The following is a 19,760-nucleotide window of genomic DNA, read 5'->3' on the forward strand; positions in this document are numbered from 1 at the left end:
TCCTGGACAGCACGCGTCAATGCCTTTCGATCTCAAAAAGCACCTCCCGAAAACCGGAACCCGTTTCGCCCTGCCGCACCTGCACGGCTCCAGCGACGCCTATGCGCTCGCCCAGGCCGCCCTGGTGCTCAAAGCCCAGAACAAGATGCTGACCGTGGTCGTCGCCAATGCGAGCGACGGCCAGCGCCTGCTCGACGAGATTCCCTGGTTCGCCGACGGCAAGCTCGCCTGCCACCTGCTGCCCGACTGGGAAACGCTGCCCTACGACGCGTTCTCGCCGCACCAGGACCTCGTGTCGGAGCGCCTGGCCACGCTGCACGAGATCCAGAACGGCCGCTGCGACGTGCTCGTGGTGCCGGCGACGACGGCCCTCGTGCGCCTGGCGCCGCCGTCCTTCCTGGCCGCTTATACCTTCTTCTTCCGCCAGGGCGAGCGCCTGGACGAGGCCAGGCTCAAGGCACAGCTCACGCTGGCCGGCTATACCCACGTGTCGCAGGTGATGTCGCCCGGCGAATACTCGGTGCGCGGCGGCCTGATCGACCTGTTCCCGATGGGTTCCGCGCTGCCCTACCGGCTGGACCTGTTCGGCGACGAGATCGAGACGATCCGCACCTTCGATGCCGACACCCAGCGTTCGCTGTACCCGGTGAAGGAAGTGCGCATGCTGCCGGGCCGCGAATTCCCGATGGACGAAGGGGCCAGGACGGCGTTCCGCAGCCGCTGGCGCGAACGCTTCGAAGGCGACCCCACGCGCTCGACGATCTACAAGGACATCGGCAACGGCATCGCCTCGGCCGGCATCGAGTACTACCTGCCCCTGTTCTTCGACGCCACCGCCACGCTGTTCGACTACCTGCCGCAGGACGCCAGCCTGGCCCTCGTCGGCGACATCGACGAAGCGATCCAGCGCTTCTGGGTCGACACGGAATCGCGCTACAAATTCCTCAAGAGCGACCGCGAACGCCCCGTGCTGGAACCGAAGGAAATCTTCCTCGGCGCCGAGCAGTTCTTCTCGAACGCCAAGCAGTACGGCCGCTGGGCCATCTCCCGGAATCCGGAGGCGGGCGCGTCGGAACTCTCGGCGCCGGTGCCGGACATCGCCGTCAACCGCCGCCTGGACGACCCGCTGGCCAACCTGCGCAACTACCTCGCGCACACGGCGAACGACCCCGGAACCAAGGTCATGATCTGCGCCGAATCGGCCGGCCGCCGCGAGACGCTGCAGCAGTACTTCAACGAGTACAAGTTCGAACTGGCCCTCGTCGAGGGTTACGCCGGCCTGTGCGCGACCGACGCCGGCGTCGTACTGGGCGTGGCGCCGCTGCAGGCCGGCTTCGAGCTGATGGATACGGCCTGCGGACGCCTGGTGTTCATCACCGAGACGGAACTGTACGCGGGCAGCGGGCGCCGCGCCGGCAAGAAGAAGCAGGAAGCGGGCAGCCAGGTCGAATCGATGGTGCGCGACCTGTCCGAGCTGAAGGTCGGCGACCCCGTCGTGCACATCAACCACGGCATCGGCCGCTACATGGGCCTGATGAGCATGGACCTGGGCGAAGGCGAGACGGAATTCCTGCACCTCGAGTACGCAAAGGAATCCAAGCTCTACGTGCCCGTCTCGCAGCTGCACGTCATCTCGCGCTATTCCGGCGCCTCGCCCGAGGATGCGCCGCTGCACACGCTCGGCTCCGGCCAGTGGGACAAGGCCAAGCGCAAGGCCGCCGAACAGGTGCGCGACACGGCCGCCGAGCTGCTGAACCTGTACGCGCGCCGCGCCGCGCGCCAGGGCCACGCGTTCGAGTACTCGAACGTCGACTACGAGAACTTCGCCCAGAGCTTCGGCTTCGACGAGACGCCGGACCAGCGCGCCGCCATCGCGGCCGTGATGCAGGACATGACCTCGGGCCGTCCGATGGACCGCCTCGTGTGCGGCGACGTCGGCTTCGGCAAGACGGAAGTGGCGCTGCGCGCCGCCTTCATCGCCGTCATGGGCGGCAAGCAGGTCGCGATCCTGGCCCCGACCACGCTGCTCGCCGAGCAGCACGCGCAGACCTTCTCCGACCGCTTCGCCGACTGGCCCGTCCGCATCGCCGAGCTGTCGCGCTTCCGTACCGGCAAGGAAATCAACAACGCCATCAAGGGCATGGCCGACGGCACCGTCGACATCGTCATCGGCACCCATAAACTGCTGTCGCCGGACGTGAAGTTCACGCGCCTGGGCCTCGTCATCATCGACGAGGAGCACCGCTTCGGCGTGCGCCAGAAGGAAGCGCTGAAGGCGCTGCGCGCCGAGGTCGACGTGCTGACGCTGACCGCGACGCCGATCCCGCGCACGCTGGGCATGGCGCTGGAAGGCCTGCGCGACTTTTCCGTCATCGCCACCGCGCCGCAGAAGCGCCTGGCGATCAAGACCTTCGTGCGCAGCGAGGACGGCTCCGTGATCCGCGAAGCCTGCTTGCGCGAACTGAAGCGCGGCGGCCAGATCTACTTCCTGCACAACGAGGTCGAGACCATCGAGAACCGCCTGGCCATGCTGCGCGAGCTGCTCCCGGAGGCGCGGATCGGCGTGGCCCACGGCCAGATGCACGAGCGCGACCTGGAAAAGGTGATGCGCGATTTCGTGGCCCAGCGCTACAACATCCTGCTATGCACGACGATCATCGAGACCGGCATCGACGTGCCGACGGCGAACACGATCATCATGCACCGCGCCGACAAGTTCGGCCTGGCCCAGCTGCACCAGCTGCGCGGCCGCGTCGGCCGTTCGCACCACCAGGCCTATGCCTACCTGCTCGTGAACGACGTGCTGGGCCTGTCCAAGCAGGCGCAGCGCCGCCTCGACGCGATCCAGCAGATGGAGGAACTGGGCAGCGGCTTCTACCTGGCCATGCACGACCTGGAGATCCGCGGCGCCGGCGAGGTGCTGGGCGAGAACCAGTCGGGCGAGATGCTGGAGATCGGCTTCCAGCTGTACTCCGACATGCTGAACGAAGCCGTCAAGGCGCTCAAGGCGGGACGCGAGCCGGACATGAGCGCGCCGCTGTCCTCGACGACGGAAATCAACCTGCACACGCCGGCGCTGCTGCCGGCCGACTACTGCGGCGACGTGCACGAGCGCCTGTCGATCTACAAGCGCCTGGCCAATTGCGAGACCCAGGACCGCATCGACGACATGCAGGAGGAACTGATCGACCGCTTCGGCAAGATGCCGGACCCCGTCAAGGCCCTCATCGAGACGCACCGCCTGCGCATCGCGGCCAAGCAGGTCGGCATCGTCAAGATCGACGCCCACGGCGAGGCCGCCAGCCTGCAGTTCATGGAAAAGCCGCCGATCGATCCGATCAGGATCATCACGCTGATCCAGAAGAACCGCCACGTCAAGCTGGCCGGCCAGGACAAGCTGCGCATCACGGCGGCCATGCCGGACCTCGCCAGCCGCGTGAACCAGGTCAAGCAGACCATCAAACAATTATTAGCGTAATACGGTATTCGCCATGTCCAAGAAACTGATCCTGCAAGGTCCCGGCGCGGACCAGGCCGTCCTCGCGCGCGTCGCCGCCCTGGCCGCCCCGGCGCGCATCACCGAGCTGCACCCGCACGCGCTGCGCTGCGACGGCATCGACTTCACGCCGGAGCTCAAGCGCCAGGTCGACGATGCCGCGTTCGCGGCCGGCATCGACGCCAGCTTCGTCGACGCGCACCTGACCCTCGCCGACTTCGGCCTGGTGGCGATGGACATGGATTCCACGCTGATCACCATCGAGTGCATCGACGAAATTGCGGACATGCAGGGCCTGAAGCCCCAGGTCTCCGCCATCACCGAAGCGGCGATGCGCGGCGAACTCGATTTCTCCGAGAGCCTGCAGCGCCGCGTCGCCCTGCTCGGCGGCCTGCCGACCGCGGCCCTGGGCCGCGTCTACGACGAGCGCCTGCGCATCTCGCCGGGCGGCGAAGCGATGCTGCAGGCCGTGCAGGCGGCGGGCCTGAAGACGCTGCTCGTCTCGGGCGGCTTCACCTTCTTCACGGAGCGCCTGAAGGCGCGCCTGGGCCTGGACTACGCGCATGCCAACGTGCTCGAGGCGGACGGCGACGTCCTGTCCGGCCGGGTGGCGGGCGGCATTGTCGATGCGGCGGAAAAGATGCGCACCGTGCAGCGCGTGTGCGCGGAGCTCGGCATGGATACCCGCCACGCCATCGTCATGGGCGACGGCGCCAACGACCTGCAGATGATGGGCATCGCCGGCCTGTCGGTCGCGTTCCGCGCCAAGCCCGTCGTGCGCGCCCAGGCCGACGTGGCGCTCAATTTCAGCGGTCTCGACGGCTTGCTGACCGTGCTCGGCTGAACCGGACTCCGCGCCGGCGCAACGACGACACCGCCATCGATCCGGCCCGGCCTGCGCGCCAGCTGGCGGCCGTGACAGCGGCGACCACCTGCACCCGAACGACGCCGGGTACGAGCGGATGGCGCGCGCGGTGCGGCTCGCGGCGCTGTTCGGTTGACCGGCCCAGGTGGGCACGTGGTGCCCACCCTACGACAGGTTTTTCTACGCGAAGGGACATATCGTAGGGTGGGCACCACATGCCCACCGGACGCTCGCATCACGCCAGTCCCGCAAGACTAGCCAAGCAGGCCCAGGAGCTGCTGCACGTCGACCGGCTTGACGAGGTGGTGGTCGAAGCCGGCCGCGAGCGCCGCCTCGCGGTCCTGCGGCCGCCCGTAGCCCGTCAATGCGATCAGCAGCACGCCCGCCATGCCCGGCAGCGCGCGCAGGCGCCGGGCCAGTTCGTTGCCGTCCATGTCGGGCAGGCCGATGTCGAGGATGCAGGCCTCGGGTGGCTCGGCCCGCGCGCGCGCGAGGGCGGCGCCCGGCGCGTGCTCGACGGCGGCGCGGTGGCCGGCGGTTTCCAGCAGCATGGCCAGCAACTGGGCGGCGTCGACGTTGTCGTCCACGACCAGCACGCTGCGCCCGCTCCCCGCGCGGGCCAGGGCCATGCCGCCCGCATCGCGCGGCGCGCCCGGCCCCGGCATCGGCGCGGCGGCGTGCGGCAGGAACACGGTAAAGCGGCTGCCCCGTCCCGGCCCCTCGCTGTGCGCCGTCACGCTGCCGCCGTGCAGCTCGACGAGGCTCTTGACCAGCGCCAGGCCGATGCCCAGGCCCCCTTGCGACCGGTCCGGCGTGCGCTCGGCCTGGGTGAACAGCTCGAAGGCACCCTGCCTGACCTCGGGCGTCATGCCGATGCCGTCGTCGATCACGCACAGCACGACCCTGCCGTCGTCCGGCTCCGGCTCGACCTCCATGTGCAGCGCGATGCGTCCCCCTTCCGGCGTGTACTTGGCCGCGTTCCCCAGCAGGTTGGCCAGCACCTGCACGAGGCGCTTGCGGTCGCCCATCACCACGGCATGCTCGGGCGCCAGGTGCAGCTCCAGGCGGTGCCGGCGCCCTTCGACCAGCGGGCGCACCTGCTCGACGGCGTCGGCCACCATCGCCTTGACGTCGACCGGCACGCACTCCAGTGCCACCAGGCCGCGCGTCACGCGCGAGACGTCCAGCAGGTCGTCGACGAGGCTCGTCATGTGGCCGACCTGGCGCGTGATGATGGCGCTGGTGCGGGCGATGCGCGCGGGGTCGGGACTGCCCAGCGCCAGCAGGTCGGCCGCGGCGCTGATCGGCGCCAGCGGATTGCGCAGCTCGTGCGCCAGCATGGCCAGGAACTCGTCCTTGCGGTGCGCTTCCAGGCGCAGGCGGTCCTCGGCCTCGTGGCGCGCCGTCACGTCGCGGAAGAACACGGCCAGGCCGCCGTCCATGGCGGGGAAGGCGCGCACCTCCATCCAGCGCGTGCCGCCCTCGGGCAGCGGATAACCGTAGTCGACGCTGCCGGCGCGGCGCTCCGCGTACACCTGCCGGCACATGCGCTCGATCTCGGTGCCGATCGCCGCGGGGAACACGTCCCAGTGGTTGTGCCCCACGACCTCGGCGCGGCTGCGTTGCACCAACTGCAGGCCCGCATTGTTCATGCGCACCACGCGCCAGTCCCGGTCGATCAGGCCGAAGCCTTCCGTCATCGTGTCGAAGATATACTGGGATTCGTCGCGCTCCGCGCGCAGTTCGGCCTGGGCGCGGGCCACTTCCACCGCCGCCCAGGTGCGCTCGGCCGTCTCGCGCGCGATGCGCAGCTCGTCCGCGCTCCACGCGCGCGGCGCCGTGGCGTGCAGGCTGAGCGCCACGCGCAGGCCGCCCCCCTTCAGCAGCGGGATCGTCAGGTAGGCACGCACCCCGATCGCCTCGTAGGCGGCCTGGTGGGACAGCGTACGGGGGTCGTCCCGTACGTCGGCCACCAGCACGTCGTGGCCGGCGCGCAGCGCATCGGCCATGTCGGGGCCGAAGTCGTCGAGCGTCGTGTCGCGACCGGCCACGCCGGCGAGGCCCGCGCGGCACCAGTCGCGCCGCACCGTCACCCGCATCGACGGCACGGCCACCTCGGCGAACACGACCCGCGCCAGGTCCAGGCGCTCGCCCAGCAGGCGGCTGGCGGCGCCGATGACCTCCTCGGCGGACGTCAACGGCCGCAGGCAGTCGGACAGCGCCAGCTGGAACGCCTGCAGGTGCTCCGCGCGGCGCAGCTGCACCAGCTGCTCCTCGACGATGGCGCGCGCGCGGTGCTGTTCCGTCACGTCCGTGCCCTCGACGAAGATGCCGGCCACGGTGCCCTGCTCGACGATCGGCGAATAGATCAGGTTGATGCGGCGGCGCTCGTTGCGCCCGCCGTCGCGCACGTGCACGGCCAGGTCGTAGCCGACGAATTCGCGCGCCTGCTCGAAGACCCAGTCGAGGGTCTCGAACACCCGCTGCCCTTCCAGGTCGGGCAGCACGGCGCGCACGGTCCGGCCCAGGTAGTCGCGCTCGCCCAGCAGGCCGACGAAGGCATCGTTGACGAACTCGAACAAGTGGCGCGGCCCGCGCAGCACGGCCATGAAGCCGGGCGCCTTGCGGAACAGCGACTGCAGTCGCTCGACGTCCGCCTTCAGGTCGCGGTTGGTCTCGTAGACGCGGCGCGCGCGGTCGATCAGGCCCGACGGCCCGGCCGCCAGCTCGGCCAGCGCATCGCCGGCCGGCACGGCACCCAGGCGCTCGACGGCGCTGACCTCGATCGGGTGCTGCAGGATCATCTCGACAGCGCCGTCCGCACCCGCGATCGGCGTGTGCGTGATCGTCCACCAGCGTTCCTCGACTTCGCCCGTGCCCCCGGGCCGGGCAATGTCGAAGCGCAGCAGCGCCACCGTGTCCTCGCGCCCCGTGGCGATCACGCGCTCGAACGATTCGCGCACCTGGCGCTCCGTGTCCGGACTAGCCGGAAACGCTTCCCACGGGCAGCGTCCCACCAGGTCGTCCAGCGACCGCCCCGTGACGGCCAGGTAGGCCGGATTGGCCGTCACGATGCGCAGGCGGCGGTCGAGCACCAGGTAGGGATTCGGCGAGGCGTCGAACAGGCGCCGGTGCATCGCGTCGAGGCGGGTGTCGGAGCGGAGATCCGAACCGGATTCGGAACCGGATTCGCGGGCGGGGTCGGTGGGTGGCATCGGGGAGCAGGGACGGTGGGGCGGCGAACGAGCATTCTAGCGGCTCGGTCGGCAAGGCGGCGTCTTGCTCGGCCAGCAGATAACCTTCCTACAATTTTGTGACATGGCGTCGCGGCCCGTTCGAGCCGCAGGAGGCGCATGTTCCCCAGCATAGCCCGCCACAGTCTAGTGTAACAAGCAACATTGGCCGAATGTCACCAAATTAACAACAGTCAAGAAATTCACAATTGTGCATACCTGTCCAGTGTGGCTATGCTGGTCCGCGCACTCGTCTGCACCGTCGCGGTGCAGACGGACGACCATCACGACCATCACGACCATAACGACCACAAGGAGAGACAGGATGCTCGAACACCGCGCCATTCCCATGCCCATGCCCACGCTGCGGCGTACCGCCCTCGCCACCGCCCTGGTGCTGGCCTTCGCCCCCGCGCTCGCCCAGGAAGCGCCTGCCCAGGAACGCCCCGCCCAGGCGGCGGCCGCCGAAGGCAATATGGCCTCCGTCGTCGTGCTCGGCTCGCGCTCGGCGGCGCGCACGGCCCTCGACTCGGCCGCGCCGGTGGGCCTGATCGGCGCCAAGGACATGCAGATGGCCGGCCCGCAGGAACTGGGCAAGCTGCTGCAGACCCTGGACCCGTCGTTCAACTTCTCGACCACCTTCATCAGCGACGGCACCGACATCATCCGCCCTGCCACCCTGCGTTCGCTGGGCCCGGACCAGCTGCTGGTGCTGGTCAACGGCAAGCGCCGCCACCAGCAGGCCCTCGTCAACGTGCAGCAGACCATCGGCCGCGGCTCCGCCGGCACCGACATCAACGCGATCCCCATGGCCGCGATCCAGCGCATCGAGGTGCTGCGCGACGGCGCCGCGGCCCAGTACGGCTCGGACGCCATCGCCGGCGTGATCAACATCGTCCTCAAGGACAGTACATCGACCCAGCTGTCGGCCAGCGCCGGCGGCGCCACCGAGGGCGGCGGACACTTGGCGGCCGGCAGCGCGAACACCGGCTGGACGATCGGCGACGGCGGCTTCGTCAACCTGACCGTGGAAGGACGCCGGCGCGGCGAGACCAACCGGGCCGGCGTGGACACGCTGCGCGTCGACCCGCCGCGCGTGACCCAGCGCATCGGCGACAGCCTGGCCAAGGACAAGTATTTCTGGTGGAACGCGGGCCTGCCCCTCGCGGGCGGCAGCGGCGGCGAGTTCTACGCCTTCGGCGGCATCTCGCACCGCACGGGCGACTCGGCCGGCTTCTTCCGTCCCGCCGAGGATGGCCGCAACGTGCCGGCCGTGTATCCGGACGGCTTCCTGCCCGCCATCCGCACCACGGTCAAGGATGCGTCGGCCGCCTTCGGCTGGCGGCGCGACCTGCCCGCCGACTGGAAACTCGACCTGTCCATCAACCACGGCCGCAGCGAGCTCGATTTCCGCGAAGGGAACACGATCAACGTCAGCTACTGGTACGAGCCGAAGCCGGGCGGCGGCATCTACGCCGAGTCGCCGCTGGAAGCGGATACGGGCGCGCTGAAATTCCGCCAGACGACGGTGAACGCGGACCTGCGCGGGCCCGTCGAGCTATTCGGCCGGAAGCTGTCGTTCGCCACCGGCTTCGAGTACCGGCGCGACGGCTACGCGATCGAGGCCGGCGACCCCGTCTCCTACCAGTATGGCCGCACCAACAATCCCGCCATCGTGATCCGCGACCAGGCGGGCGGCGTGGCGGCGTCCGGCACCCAGGGCTTCCCCGGCTGGACGCCCGCCACGGTCGTCGACGACAGCCGCCACAACGTGGCGCTGTACGCGGACGTCGAGCACAACCTGACCCCGCAGCTGCTGCTGGGCGCCGCCGCGCGCTGGGAAAAATACTCGGACTTCGGCAGCACGACGACGGGCAAGCTGAGCCTGCGCTGGGATCCGAACCGCACCGTGGGCCTGCGCGGCACCGTGTCGACGGGTTTCCGCGCGCCCAGCGTGCAGCAGAAGTTCTACAGCTCCGTGTCCACGAACCTGAACGGGGCCGGCGTCCTGACCGAGACGCTGACGGCGCGCGAAGGCAGCGCCGTCACGCGCGCCTTCGGCATCCCGAACCTGAAGGAGGAGACGTCGAAGAACGCCAGCGTCGGCATCGTGCTGCGCCCGGCGCAGAACTTCTCGCTGACGGCCGACGTGTGGGGCATCGACATCGACGACCGCATCGTGTTCTCGTCGAACATCGCGCCCGAGTCCGGCGCCTGCCCGACACCGGCCGCCTGCCCGATCCGCGCGATTCTGGATCCGCTGAAGGTGGGCCAGGCCCAGTTCTTCACGAATGCCATCGACACGCGCACGCGCGGCCTGGACATCGTGGCCGAGCACACGACCAAGTGGACCGGGTCGACGCTGGTGCTGTCCGGCCAGTTCGACTTCAACCGCACGGAAGTCAAGGGCCGTCACTCGCTCTCGCCCGTGCTGACCGGCGCCCAGCTGTTCGACGACGCCCAGGTGACGCTGATCGAACGGGGCCAGCCGCGCCAGCACCACGTGCTGTCGGCCGACTACAGCCAGGGCGCCTGGAACGGCACGGTGCGCGCCAACTGGTACGGCGAAGTCCAGGGCCAGGGCTTCACGGCGCCGTTCGTGCAGACCTGGGAAGGCAAGTGGATCGCCGACGCCACGCTGCGCTATGCGTTCACCAAGAATGCGAGCCTGACGGTGGGATCGAACAACATCTTCAATACCTTCCCGACCCGCTGGGATCCCGTGCGGGCGGCGCCGTTCCCGCAGATGGGCTTCACGTACTGCTGGGAGACCTGCCCGTTCGGCATCAACGGACGCTCCTGGTACGCGCGCGTCGACGTGACCCTGTGACCCCAACCCGTCGTCCCCGCGCAGGCGGGGACCCAAGTGTGCCCGGCAACGGCACGTCAGCCATTGGGGCCCTGCGTGCGCAGGGACGACGACATGTATTTCCGTTGATGCAGCAGGTGTAACAGCCTGTAATTGAGCGCGCGCGGCGGGCGAAAATCCGTACACTAGCAGGTGAGGAGAACCGCCATGAAAACGCTAGCCATCATCGTTTCGCTCGCCGCCCTGAGCGGCTGTGCCACCACCTACCCGGGCCCGGCCAACTACGGATCGCGCGCCTATGTTCCCGCTGCCCAGCCGGATGCCGACGGCTGGCAGGTCGTCTCGGTCACCCCCGTTCCCGTCGGTACCGGAGCCAGTTCCGCGAACGGCGGCGTCGTGACGTCGACGCCCGTCACCACCTACAGCCAGGCACCCGTCGTCGCCTACGGCGCGGCGCCCGTCTACGTGGCCCCGCCCGTGTACGCGCCGGCGCCGATCTACGCCGATCCGTTCTGGTACCCGCCGATCTCGATCGGCCTGGGCTTCAGCTGGAGCAACTGGGGCCACGGCCACCGCTACGGCGGTCCGCGCGGCGGCTGGCACGGCGGCGGCCGTGGCGGTTGGCACGGTGGCCCGCGCGGTCACCGCTGACCGTCCCGTCGCATCGCGACAAAGGCTGCGCCTCGGCGCAGCTTTTTTTTCGCCTGTACGCCCCCTACCTTACGCTTTTCTTACGCATTGGCATGGATGACGCATGGTGCGTCGCGTCATGACAATGCATTGCTGTTGACGGATTGCTATCCTACAATCGGCCCGGATGGACCCGCACGCCGGTCCCGCCGGCGTCCACCGTACGACACAAAAAACACAACGGAGACAGCAATGGATTTCAAACCGAAAGCATTGGTTGCAGGTGTGGTTCTGGGTTGCTCGCTGGGCTGGTCGGCCGCCGGCATGGCCGCCGAACCGATCAGGATCGGCGTGGCGGGGCCCTTCACGGGCGGATCGGCGCCCATGGGCGTGTCGATGCGCGACGGCGTCAAGCTGGCTGTCGCCGAGATCAATGCCAAGGGCGGCGTGCTGGGCAGGCCCTTGCAGATGGTCGAGCGGGACGACGAAGCGAAACCGGAACGGGGGGTGCAGATCGCCCAGGAGCTGATCAACAAGGAAAAGGTCGTGGCCACCGTCGGCTACATCAACACGACCGTGGCGCTGGCCTCGCAGCGCTTCTACCAGCAGGCCAGGATTCCCGTGCTGAACAACGTGGCCACGGGCTCCGTCATCACCCAGCAGTTCGCCAAGCAGCCGGAGAACTACATCTTCCGCAATTCCGCCAGCGACGCCATCCAGTCCGTCATGATCGTCGAGGAAGCCGTCACCCGCAGGGGCTTCAAGAAGGTGGCGATCCTGGCCGACTCCACCAGCTACGGCCAGCTCGGGCGCGAGGACCTGGAGAAGGCGCTCGAGAAAAAGGGCATCAAGCCGGTCGCCGTCGAGAAGTACAACCTGAAGGACGTCGACATGACGCCGCAGTTGCTCAAGGCGCGCCAGGCCGGCGCCGAGGCCGTGCTCACCTACGGCATCGGCCCCGAACTGGCGCAGATCGCCAACGGCATGGAAAAGCTGAACTGGAAGGTGCCGATGATCGGCAGCTGGACCCTGGCCATGGCCAACTTCATCGACAACGCGGGCAAGAACGCGGAGGGCACGCGCATGCCGCAGGCCTTCATCCAGGAACCGGACACCCCGCGCCGCAAGGCCTTCATCGACGCCTACGTCAAGGCCTACAACCCGCCGGGCGGCCGCATGCCGTCGGCCGTCTCCGCCGCCCAGGGCTACGACTCCGTCTACCTGCTCGCCGCCGCCATCAAGCAGGCGGGCAGCACGGAAGGGCCGAAGATCCGGGAAGCGCTGGAAAACCTGAACGGCCAGGTCGAGGGCGTCGTCACCACCTACAACAAGCCCTACTCGAAGACCGACCACGAGGCGATCAATTTCGAGAATACGCGCTTCGGCGAAGTACGGGGCGGGCGCGTGGTGCTCGCCAAGTAAACCGTCGCCCCTGCGCAGGCAGGGGCCCAATTTTCCTTCCAGGTCAGGGAAATTGGGCCCCCGCCTGCGCGGGGGCGACGTATTCATGCCGTCACGGGAGACACCATGGACATTCTTCTGCAGCTGGTCTTCAGCGGGATCGCGCTCGGCATGATCTATGCCGTCATCGCCTTCGGCTACCAACTCACCTTCGCCACGTCCGGCACGCTGAACTTCGGCCAGGGCGAGGCGCTCATGCTGGGCGCCCTCGTGGGCCTCAGCCTCGCCGGCGGCGTGCACGGCGGGCCGTACCTGAACTACTGGCTCGCGATCCCCATCGTGATCCTGTTCGGCGCCCTCCAGGGCGCCTTCGTCGAATGGATCGGCGTGCGTCCCGCGATCCGGATCAAGTCCGAGTTCGGCTGGATCATGTCGACGATCGCGCTGGCCATCATCTTCAAGAACGTCGCCGAGAACATCTGGGGCAAGGAAGACATGCCCTTCCCCTCGCCGCTGGACACGGCGCCCGTCCAGGTGCTGGGCGCCAACGTGCAGCCGATGCAGCTCGTCGTCATCGGCGGCGCCCTCCTCATCATGCTGGCGGTCGAGGTGTTCAACCGCAAGTCGATCCACGGCAAGGCCGTCGTCGCCACCGCCAACGACCGCGACGCGGCCGGACTGATGGGCATCGACACGGGCCGGGTGATCACGCTGTCCTATGCGTTGTCCTCGGCCACGGCGGCCTTCGCCGGCGCGCTCGTCGCCCCGATCACGCTGACGGGGGCGACGATGGGCGCCTCGCTGGGCCTGAAGGCCTTCGCCGTGGCGATCATCGGCGGGCTGACCTCGGGCATGGGCGCCATCGTCGGCGGCCTGATCATGGGCATCGCGGAGACCACGGCCGGCTACTACATCTCCACGGGCTACAAGGACGTGCCGGGCCTCGTGCTGCTGTTGCTGGTCCTCGCCGTCAAGCCCGCCGGCCTGTTCGGCAAGGCCACGATCAAGAAGGTGTGACCATGACCCTCCACCGCCTCGCGCCCGGCCTCGCCGGCCTGGCCGCCCTCGCCCTGTTTCCCCTGCTCGTCACGAACCCCTACTACGTGCACCTGGCCGAGACGATCCTCATCTATGCGATCCTGCTGTTCGGCCTGGACATCGTGGTCGGCTACACGGGCCAGGTCTCGCTGGGCCACGCCGGCCTGTTCGGCGTGGGCTCCTATGTGACGGGCACGCTCATCCTGCACCTGGGCGCGCCTTGGTGGCTGGCGCTCCCGGCCAGCGTCGTCGTCACGGCCGGCTTCGGCGCCATCCTCGCGCTGCCGGCGCTGCGCGTCACGGGCCCGTACCTCGCCATGGTCACGCTGGCCTTCGGCACCATCGTGCAGATCCTCATCAACGAGATGTCCTGGCTCACGCAGGGGCCGATGGGCATCACGCTGAGCAAGCCGACCTTCTTCGGCCATGCGCTGGACGAGACCGAGTATTTCTACATGGTTGCGCTGCTGACCGCCGCGTCGCTGGGCACCGTGCACCTGCTGCTCAAGTCGCACCTGGGCCGCGCCTTCGAGGCCCTGCGCGACAGCCCCATCGCGTCCGACTGCATGGGCGTGTCCGTGTATCGCTACAAGGTGTACGCCTTCGTCATCAGCGCCGCCTTCGCCGGCCTGGCGGGCAGCCTGTACGCCTATTCGGAACAGTACATCGCGCCCAATACCTACAACTTCGAACTGACGATCCTGTTCCTGCTGGCCGTGATCATGGGCGGCAGGAAGAGCCGCACCGGTGCGCTGATCGGCGCCGCCATCGTCATCATGCTGCCCAGCCTGCTGGCGGACATCGACCTGTTCCGCCACATCGCCGTCGTCTGCGCCGTGCTCGCACTGCTGGGCGCCGCCCTGCTGCTGGCCCGCCGCCGCACCACCGTGCGCAAGGCCGCGGTGCCCGTGCTGGGGACGGTCGGCCTGGCCGTGTTTTCCTACCGCCTGGAGAACATGGTCGACTGGCGCCTGACGATCTTCGGCCTCATGACGCTGTTCGTCGTCTACTACCTGCAGGACGGCATCGTCGGCTTCGTGCGCACGCTCGCGGGACGGGGACGCCGGCACGCGCGCCCCCTCGACGCCGGCGCCGGCGCCGCTCCGTTCGGCGGCCAGGCCGACGGCCGCGCCGCCGCAGGCGCCACCGCTGATTCGCCGTTGCTACGCTTGGACGGGGTGCTGATGCAGTTCGGCGGCCTGAAGGCGCTCAACAAGGTGGACCTGCAGGTGGCGCGCGGCAGCGTGCACGGCCTGATCGGCCCCAACGGCTCCGGCAAGAGCACGATGATGAACGTCCTGACCGGCATCTACCGGCCGACCGAGGGCGGCATCGACTTCGCGGGCACGCCCCTCGTGGGCCGCACGCCGGCGCAGATCGCGCTGCTGGGCGTGGCCCGCACCTTCCAGAACGTGCAGCTGTTCGGCGAGATGACGGCGACGGAGAACATCCTCGTCGGCCTGCACCACGGCTTCCGTTCCACGGTGTTCGACGCCATGCTGGGCACGCCGCGCCGGCGCCGCGAGGAACGCATCGCGCGTGCGCGGGCGGCCGCGATCCTCGCCTTCGTGGGCCTGTCCGACCTGGCGATGGAAGAGGCGCGCAACCTCCCCTACGGCAAGCAGCGCCTGCTGGAAATCGGCCGCGCGCTGGCGCTGGATCCGCGCCTTCTGCTGCTGGACGAGCCGGCGGCGGGCCTGACGGCGCCGGACATCCGCGAGCTGATGGCGATCATCCGCAAGATCCGCGACCACGGCATCACCATCGTGCTGATCGAGCACCACATGGACGTCGTGATGGCGATCTCGGACACCGTCACCGTGCTCGACTTCGGCCAGAAGATCGCCGAGGGCACGCCGGCCCAGGTGCAGGCCGACCCGCGCGTGATCGAAGCCTACCTGGGCGGCGCCAAGGGTTCGCCCGCGCCCGCCGCCGCCACCGTCTAGGAGACCACCATGCTGTCGATCCACAACCTGCACGCGAGCTATGGCAAGGTCGAGGTGCTGCACGGGATATCGCTGGAGGTGCCGCAGGGCCGCCTCGTCACGCTGATCGGTTCCAACGGCGCCGGCAAGACCACGACCATGCGCGCCGTCTCCGGCATGATCAGGCCGCGCGCCGGCACCGTCACGCTGGGCGGGCGCGACATCACGGGGCTGGACGCGCACCGCATCGCGCGCGCCGGCCTCGCCCATTCGCCAGAGGGGCGGCGCGTGTTCGCCACCATGAGCGTCACCGACAACCTGCTGCTGGGCGCCTTTCCGCGCCTGACGGGCAAGCGGGCCCGCGGCGACGTGGCGCACGACCTGGAGCGGGCGCTGGAACTTTTCCCGCGCCTGAAAGAGCGGCGCGAGCAGCTGGCCGGCACCCTGTCCGGCGGCGAGCAGCAGATGCTGGCGATGGCGCGCGCGGTCATGCTGAACCCGGACGTCGTGCTGCTGGACGAGCCGTCGATGGGCCTCGCGCCCATCCTCGTCGACGAGGTGTTCCGCATCATCGCGCGCCTGAAGGCGGACGGCGTCACCATGCTGCTGGTCGAGCAGTTCGCGCAGGCGGCGCTGGAAGTGGCCGACTACGGCTACGTGCTGGAAAACGGCCGCATCGCCGTGCACGGCCCCGCCCACCAGCTCAAGACCGATCCGAAGGTGGTCGCCGCCTACCTCGGCGGGAGCCATGCGCACTGAGGCCGCCGCGCAGGTACGGGGCGCGACGCTTGCCGTCGGACTGCTGACCTGCCTGGCGATGGTGGCGTTCGCGGCCAATTCGCTGCTCACGCGGGCGGCCCTGCAGACCACCGGCATCGACGCGGCCTCGTTCACGGCGATCCGCGTGGCGAGCGGCGCGGCGACGCTGCTGGCGATCCTGCGCCTGCAGGGCGGCCGGCTGGAGCGCACGCGCACGGGCTGGCTGTCGGCGCTGCTGCTGTTCGCCTACGTGGCGGCGTTCACCTTCGCCTACCGCGGCATCGGCACGGGCGCCGGCGCCCTCGTGCTGTTCGCCTGCGCGCAGCTGCTGATGATTTCGTATGGCCTGTCGCGGGGAGAGCGCGCCAGTCCCTGGGGCCTGTTGCTGGCACTGGGCGGGCTGGCCGTGTTCCTGGCGCCGTCGGCGTCGGCGCCGCCGTTGCTGCCGGCCGCGCTGATGGCGCTGGCCGGCTTCGCCTGGGGCGGCTTCTCCCTGCTGGGCAAGGCGAGCGGCGCGCCCATCGCCAACACGGCCACGAGCTTCCTCCTGGCCGTGCCGCTGGCGGCCGTGCTGGTCCTCGCGGCATGGCTGACGGGCCCCGGCGGCCTGCGCCCGGACCCGGCCGGCGTCGCCTGTGCGCTCGTCTCCGGCAGCATCACGTCGGGGCTCGGCTATGCGGTCTGGTACTGGGTGCGCACGCGCATGACGGCGATCGGCGCCGGCGCCGTGCAGCTGTCGGTGCCGGTGATCAGCGCGCTGCTGGGCGTGCTGCTGCTGGGCGAACACGTCACGGCCAGGAGCGCGCTATCGGGACTGGCGACGCTGGGCGGCGTCGCCTGGGTCACGCTGACTGCAAGGAAGGCGTGATGGCGGCACTGGCCGCGGGCGGTGCCGCAGGCGCTCCCGCGTGTGTTCCCGCGTGTGTTCCCGCGTTTATTCCCCCAGCAGCGCCCATCCGCATGCCCAGCGCCAGCGCGGCGGCCGCGTTGCGCGCGGCACGGCGCACGTTGACGTCCGCCGCGGCCAGCGCCTCGGCCAGTGTGCATGGCCGCGCCACGGCCGCGAACACGGCGGCGATGCCGTGCGCATGGACGGCGTCAGCATCCGGCGCCAGCGAGCCGCCGATGGCCAGCGCCGGCTTGCCGTGGCGCGCCGCCACGTTCGCCACGCCCATCGGGGTCTTGCCGCTCACGGTCTGGCCGTCGATGCGTCCCTCGCCCGTGACGACGAGGTCGGCGTCGCGCACGGCCGCGTCCAGCCCCACGGCCTCGGTGACGATCTCGATCCCGGGGCGCAGGCGCCCGCCCAGGAACACGACCATCGCCGCCGCGATGCCGCCGCCCGCGCCCGCGCCCGGCAGGTCGGCGATGTCCTGGCCCAGGTCGCGCCGGATGATGGCGGCGTAGTGGCGCAGCGCGGCGTCGAGCTGGACGACCATCTCGGGCGTGGCGCCCTTCTGCGGCCCGAAGATGGCGGACGCCCCGCCCGGGCCGACCAGCGGGTTGCGGACGTCGCAGGCGATGTGGAACTCGGCGTCGCGCACGCGCGGGTCCAGCCCTGCCACGTCGATGCGGGCCAGGCGCGCCAGCGCGGCGCCGCCGGGGCCGAGTTCGCGGCCGTCCCCGTCCAGCAGCCGCACGCCCAGCGCCTGCAGCATGCCGGCGCCGCCATCGTTGGTGGCGCTGCCGCCCACGCCCAGCACGAAGCGGCGCGCGCCGGCGTCCAGCGCCAGGCGGATCAGTTCACCGGTGCCCCGGCTGGTGGCCGTCAAGGGATCGCGCCGCTCGCGCGGCACGGCCTCGAGCCCGCTGGCGGCGGCCATCTCGATCACGGCCAGGCCGTCGCTCTGGCCGTAGAAGGCGGCGAGCGGTTCGCCCAGCGGCCCCGTCACCGTCTGCGCGACGCGCCGTCCGCCGGTGGCGTCGATCATGGCCTGCACAGTCCCCTCGCCGCCGTCGGCGACGGGCACCTTCACGTAGTCCGCGTCCGGGAATACCTCGCGGAACCCGGCCTCGATGGCGCCGGCCACCTGCAGCGAGGTCAGGCTTTCCTTGAACGAATCCGGCGCGATCACGATCTTCATGGCTGCCTCCTCAGCGGTTGACCAGGCGTCCCGGGATGCGCAGCACCAGGAAGGCGCCCACCAGCATCACCGTCGACAGGATGTACAGGGCGGTATCCGTGCTGCCCGTGGCGTCCTTGATCCAGCCGACCAGGAAGGGACTGACGAAGCCCGCCACCTGGCCCAGCGAATTGATCAGCGCCAGTCCGCCCGCCGCGGCGGCACTGCCCAGGAAGGCGGCCGGCAGCGGCCAGAACATCGACAGCGCGGACAGCGCGCCCATCGTCGCCAGCACGAGGCCGACCATCACGATGACGATGTTGGCGGAGAAGTTCGCGGCCAGCAGCAGGCCGCCCAGCGCCACGAACATGGGACCGGACACGTGCCAGCGGCGTTCGCGGCGCGCATCGGCCGAGCGCCCGACGACGACCATGAAGACGCCGGCGAACAGGTAGGGAATGGCGGACAGCCAGCCCACCGTCGTGGCATCGCCGACGCCCAGGCCCTTGATGATCGACGGCAGCCAGAAGTTGATGGCATATACGCCCATCTGGATGCTGAAATAGATCAGGCCCAGCATCCATACATGGCCGTTGCGCAGCACGGCGGAGAACGAGTGCACGGCGTGCGAGCTGGCGCGGCGCGACGCCTCGTCGGCCTCGAGTTCGGCGAGCATCGCCGCCTTTTCCTCCGGCTTCAGCCAGGGCGCCTGGCGCAGGCCGTCGGACAGCACGAACAGCACGGCCAGGCCCAGCACCACGGTGGGCAGCCCCTGCAGCAGGAACAGCCACTGCCAGCCGGCCAGGCCGCCCTGGCCCGCCGAGAAGTGGGCGAGCATCCAGCCGGACAGCGGCCCGCCGACGACGCCCGACACGGGAATCGCGGACATGAACAGCGCCATCACCTGGCCGCGTTTCTGCGACGGGAACCAGTTGGTGAGGTAGAACACGATGCCGGGGAAGAAGCCGGCCTCGGCCACGCCCGTCAGGAAGCGCAGCACGTAGAACGACGCGGGACTGCTGACGGTCATCATCGCGGCGGACAGCGCGCCCCACAGCACCATCATGACGGCGATCCAGCGGCGCGCGCCCAGCTTGTGCAGGATCAGGTTGCTCGGCACGCCGCTCAGCACGTAGCCGACGAAGAAGATGCCGGCGCCCAGGCCGTACACGGTTTCGCTCAGCTTCAGGGCATCGAGCATTTCCAGCTTGGCGAAGCCGACGTTGACCCGGTCCAGGTAATTGAACAGGTAGCAGACGAAGATGAAGGGGATCAGGCGCCAGGTGGCCTTGCGGTAGCCCCGTTCGAGGATGCCGGGATCGGGCGTGGCGGCCTCGCGCGGCGCGCCGGCGCTCATGCAGTTGCTCATAATATGTGTCTCCGATATATCCGCCATCACGGCGGACGATACCGGCATTATCCTCCGCCCGCGTCGCCAAAGCCTCAGCGCACGGCACGATTGTTGCAGGAAACTCAAGCATCGCTCTCAGGCAAATGCACAAAGCTGTTACGCGTTTGCCCCAATCCCGTCCAGGCGGCTC

General features: G+C 69.5%; 12 protein-coding genes. 9 read left to right on the top strand and 3 right to left on the bottom strand.

Features of this window, described 5'->3' with window-relative positions; genetic code table 11:
* Positions 1-19: 19 nt before the first annotated feature.
* Both mfd and serB read left to right on the top strand, forming a co-directional pair.
* Complete coding sequence (mfd, locus tag ACI1V7_RS09205) at positions 20-3,478, top strand: transcription-repair coupling factor (RefSeq protein ID WP_404531447.1); 3,459 nt, start codon at positions 20-22, stop codon at positions 3,476-3,478.
* Positions 3,479-3,491: 13 nt separating this feature from the next.
* On the top strand, positions 3,492-4,340 hold the full coding sequence (gene serB / locus ACI1V7_RS09210) for a phosphoserine phosphatase SerB (protein WP_404531448.1): 849 nt from the start codon (positions 3,492-3,494) through the stop codon (positions 4,338-4,340).
* A 275-nt stretch (positions 4,341-4,615) separates the two neighbouring features.
* Here serB and ACI1V7_RS09215 read toward each other — a convergent pair whose 3' ends face one another.
* A complete protein-coding gene (locus ACI1V7_RS09215) occupies positions 4,616-7,576 on the bottom strand; it encodes a hybrid sensor histidine kinase/response regulator (RefSeq protein ID WP_404531449.1) in 2,961 nt (986 codons plus the stop codon).
* 343 nt (positions 7,577-7,919) lie between these two features.
* On the opposite strand from ACI1V7_RS09215, the gene ACI1V7_RS09220 reads away from it, so the two are divergent.
* The 7 genes from ACI1V7_RS09220 to ACI1V7_RS09250 all read left to right on the top strand — a co-directional run bounded on the left by ACI1V7_RS09220 (position 7,920) and on the right by ACI1V7_RS09250 (position 17,024).
* Positions 7,920-10,424: a TonB-dependent receptor plug domain-containing protein gene (locus ACI1V7_RS09220; protein ID WP_404531450.1), complete on the top strand. Its 2,505-nt coding sequence runs from the start codon at positions 7,920-7,922 to the stop codon at positions 10,422-10,424.
* Positions 10,425-10,610: 186 nt separating this feature from the next.
* Positions 10,611-11,054, top strand: coding sequence for a hypothetical protein (locus ACI1V7_RS09225; protein WP_404531451.1), 444 nt, complete (start codon positions 10,611-10,613; stop codon positions 11,052-11,054).
* A gap of 231 nt (positions 11,055-11,285) precedes the next feature.
* Complete coding sequence (locus ACI1V7_RS09230; protein WP_404531452.1) at positions 11,286-12,455, top strand: ABC transporter substrate-binding protein; 1,170 nt, start codon at positions 11,286-11,288, stop codon at positions 12,453-12,455.
* A 105-nt stretch (positions 12,456-12,560) separates the two neighbouring features.
* Positions 12,561-13,451, top strand: a complete 891-nt coding sequence (locus tag ACI1V7_RS09235; RefSeq protein ID WP_404531453.1) for a branched-chain amino acid ABC transporter permease — start codon at positions 12,561-12,563, stop codon at positions 13,449-13,451.
* 2 nt (positions 13,452-13,453) lie between these two features.
* The gene (locus tag ACI1V7_RS09240) at positions 13,454-15,418 is read left to right on the top strand and encodes a branched-chain amino acid ABC transporter ATP-binding protein/permease (protein ID WP_404531454.1); all 1,965 of its coding nucleotides are present in this window, start codon (positions 13,454-13,456) and stop codon (positions 15,416-15,418) included.
* Between the two features lie 9 nt (positions 15,419-15,427).
* Entirely contained in the window at positions 15,428-16,156 is a 729-nt protein-coding gene (locus tag ACI1V7_RS09245; RefSeq protein WP_404531455.1) for an ABC transporter ATP-binding protein, read from the top strand.
* Positions 16,146-17,024 carry an EamA family transporter gene (locus tag ACI1V7_RS09250; protein ID WP_404531456.1) on the top strand — a complete coding sequence of 293 codons (879 nt, stop codon included), beginning with the start codon at positions 16,146-16,148 and terminating at the stop codon, positions 17,022-17,024. Before ACI1V7_RS09245 ends, ACI1V7_RS09250 begins: the two co-directional genes overlap by 11 nt.
* Here ACI1V7_RS09250 and ACI1V7_RS09255 read toward each other — a convergent pair.
* Together ACI1V7_RS09255 and ACI1V7_RS09260 are read right to left on the bottom strand one after the other, a co-directional pair.
* Positions 16,999-18,240, bottom strand: a complete 1,242-nt coding sequence (locus tag ACI1V7_RS09255) for a glycerate kinase (protein ID WP_404531457.1) — start codon at positions 18,238-18,240, stop codon at positions 16,999-17,001. The two genes, ACI1V7_RS09250 and ACI1V7_RS09255, sit on opposite strands and share 26 nt — an antisense overlap.
* Positions 18,241-18,250: 10 nt before the next feature.
* Entirely contained in the window at positions 18,251-19,588 is a 1,338-nt protein-coding gene (locus ACI1V7_RS09260; RefSeq protein WP_404531458.1) for an MFS transporter, read from the bottom strand.
* Between the last annotated feature and the right edge of the window lie 172 nt (positions 19,589-19,760).

Source organism: Massilia paldalensis (assembly GCF_044901715.1).
Classification (GTDB): domain Bacteria; phylum Pseudomonadota; class Gammaproteobacteria; order Burkholderiales; family Burkholderiaceae_D; genus Telluria; species Telluria paldalensis.

Coding starts and splice junctions, on each gene's coding strand:
- ACI1V7_RS09245 (WP_404531455.1), top strand. CDS start 15,428: ATGCTGTCGATCCACAACCTGCACGCGAGCTATGGCAAGGTCGAGGTG.
- ACI1V7_RS09235 (WP_404531453.1), top strand. CDS start 12,561: ATGGACATTCTTCTGCAGCTGGTCTTCAGCGGGATCGCGCTCGGCATG.
- ACI1V7_RS09215 (WP_404531449.1), bottom strand. CDS start 7,576: ATGCCACCCACCGACCCCGCCCGCGAATCCGGTTCCGAATCCGGTTCG.
- ACI1V7_RS09240 (WP_404531454.1), top strand. CDS start 13,454: ATGACCCTCCACCGCCTCGCGCCCGGCCTCGCCGGCCTGGCCGCCCTC.
- ACI1V7_RS09225 (WP_404531451.1), top strand. CDS start 10,611: ATGAAAACGCTAGCCATCATCGTTTCGCTCGCCGCCCTGAGCGGCTGT.
- ACI1V7_RS09260 (WP_404531458.1), bottom strand. CDS start 19,588: ATGAGCAACTGCATGAGCGCCGGCGCGCCGCGCGAGGCCGCCACGCCC.
- serB (WP_404531448.1), top strand. CDS start 3,492: ATGTCCAAGAAACTGATCCTGCAAGGTCCCGGCGCGGACCAGGCCGTC.
- ACI1V7_RS09230 (WP_404531452.1), top strand. CDS start 11,286: ATGGATTTCAAACCGAAAGCATTGGTTGCAGGTGTGGTTCTGGGTTGC.
- ACI1V7_RS09250 (WP_404531456.1), top strand. CDS start 16,146: ATGCGCACTGAGGCCGCCGCGCAGGTACGGGGCGCGACGCTTGCCGTC.
- ACI1V7_RS09220 (WP_404531450.1), top strand. CDS start 7,920: ATGCTCGAACACCGCGCCATTCCCATGCCCATGCCCACGCTGCGGCGT.
- ACI1V7_RS09255 (WP_404531457.1), bottom strand. CDS start 18,240: ATGAAGATCGTGATCGCGCCGGATTCGTTCAAGGAAAGCCTGACCTCG.
- mfd (WP_404531447.1), top strand. CDS start 20: ATGCCTTTCGATCTCAAAAAGCACCTCCCGAAAACCGGAACCCGTTTC.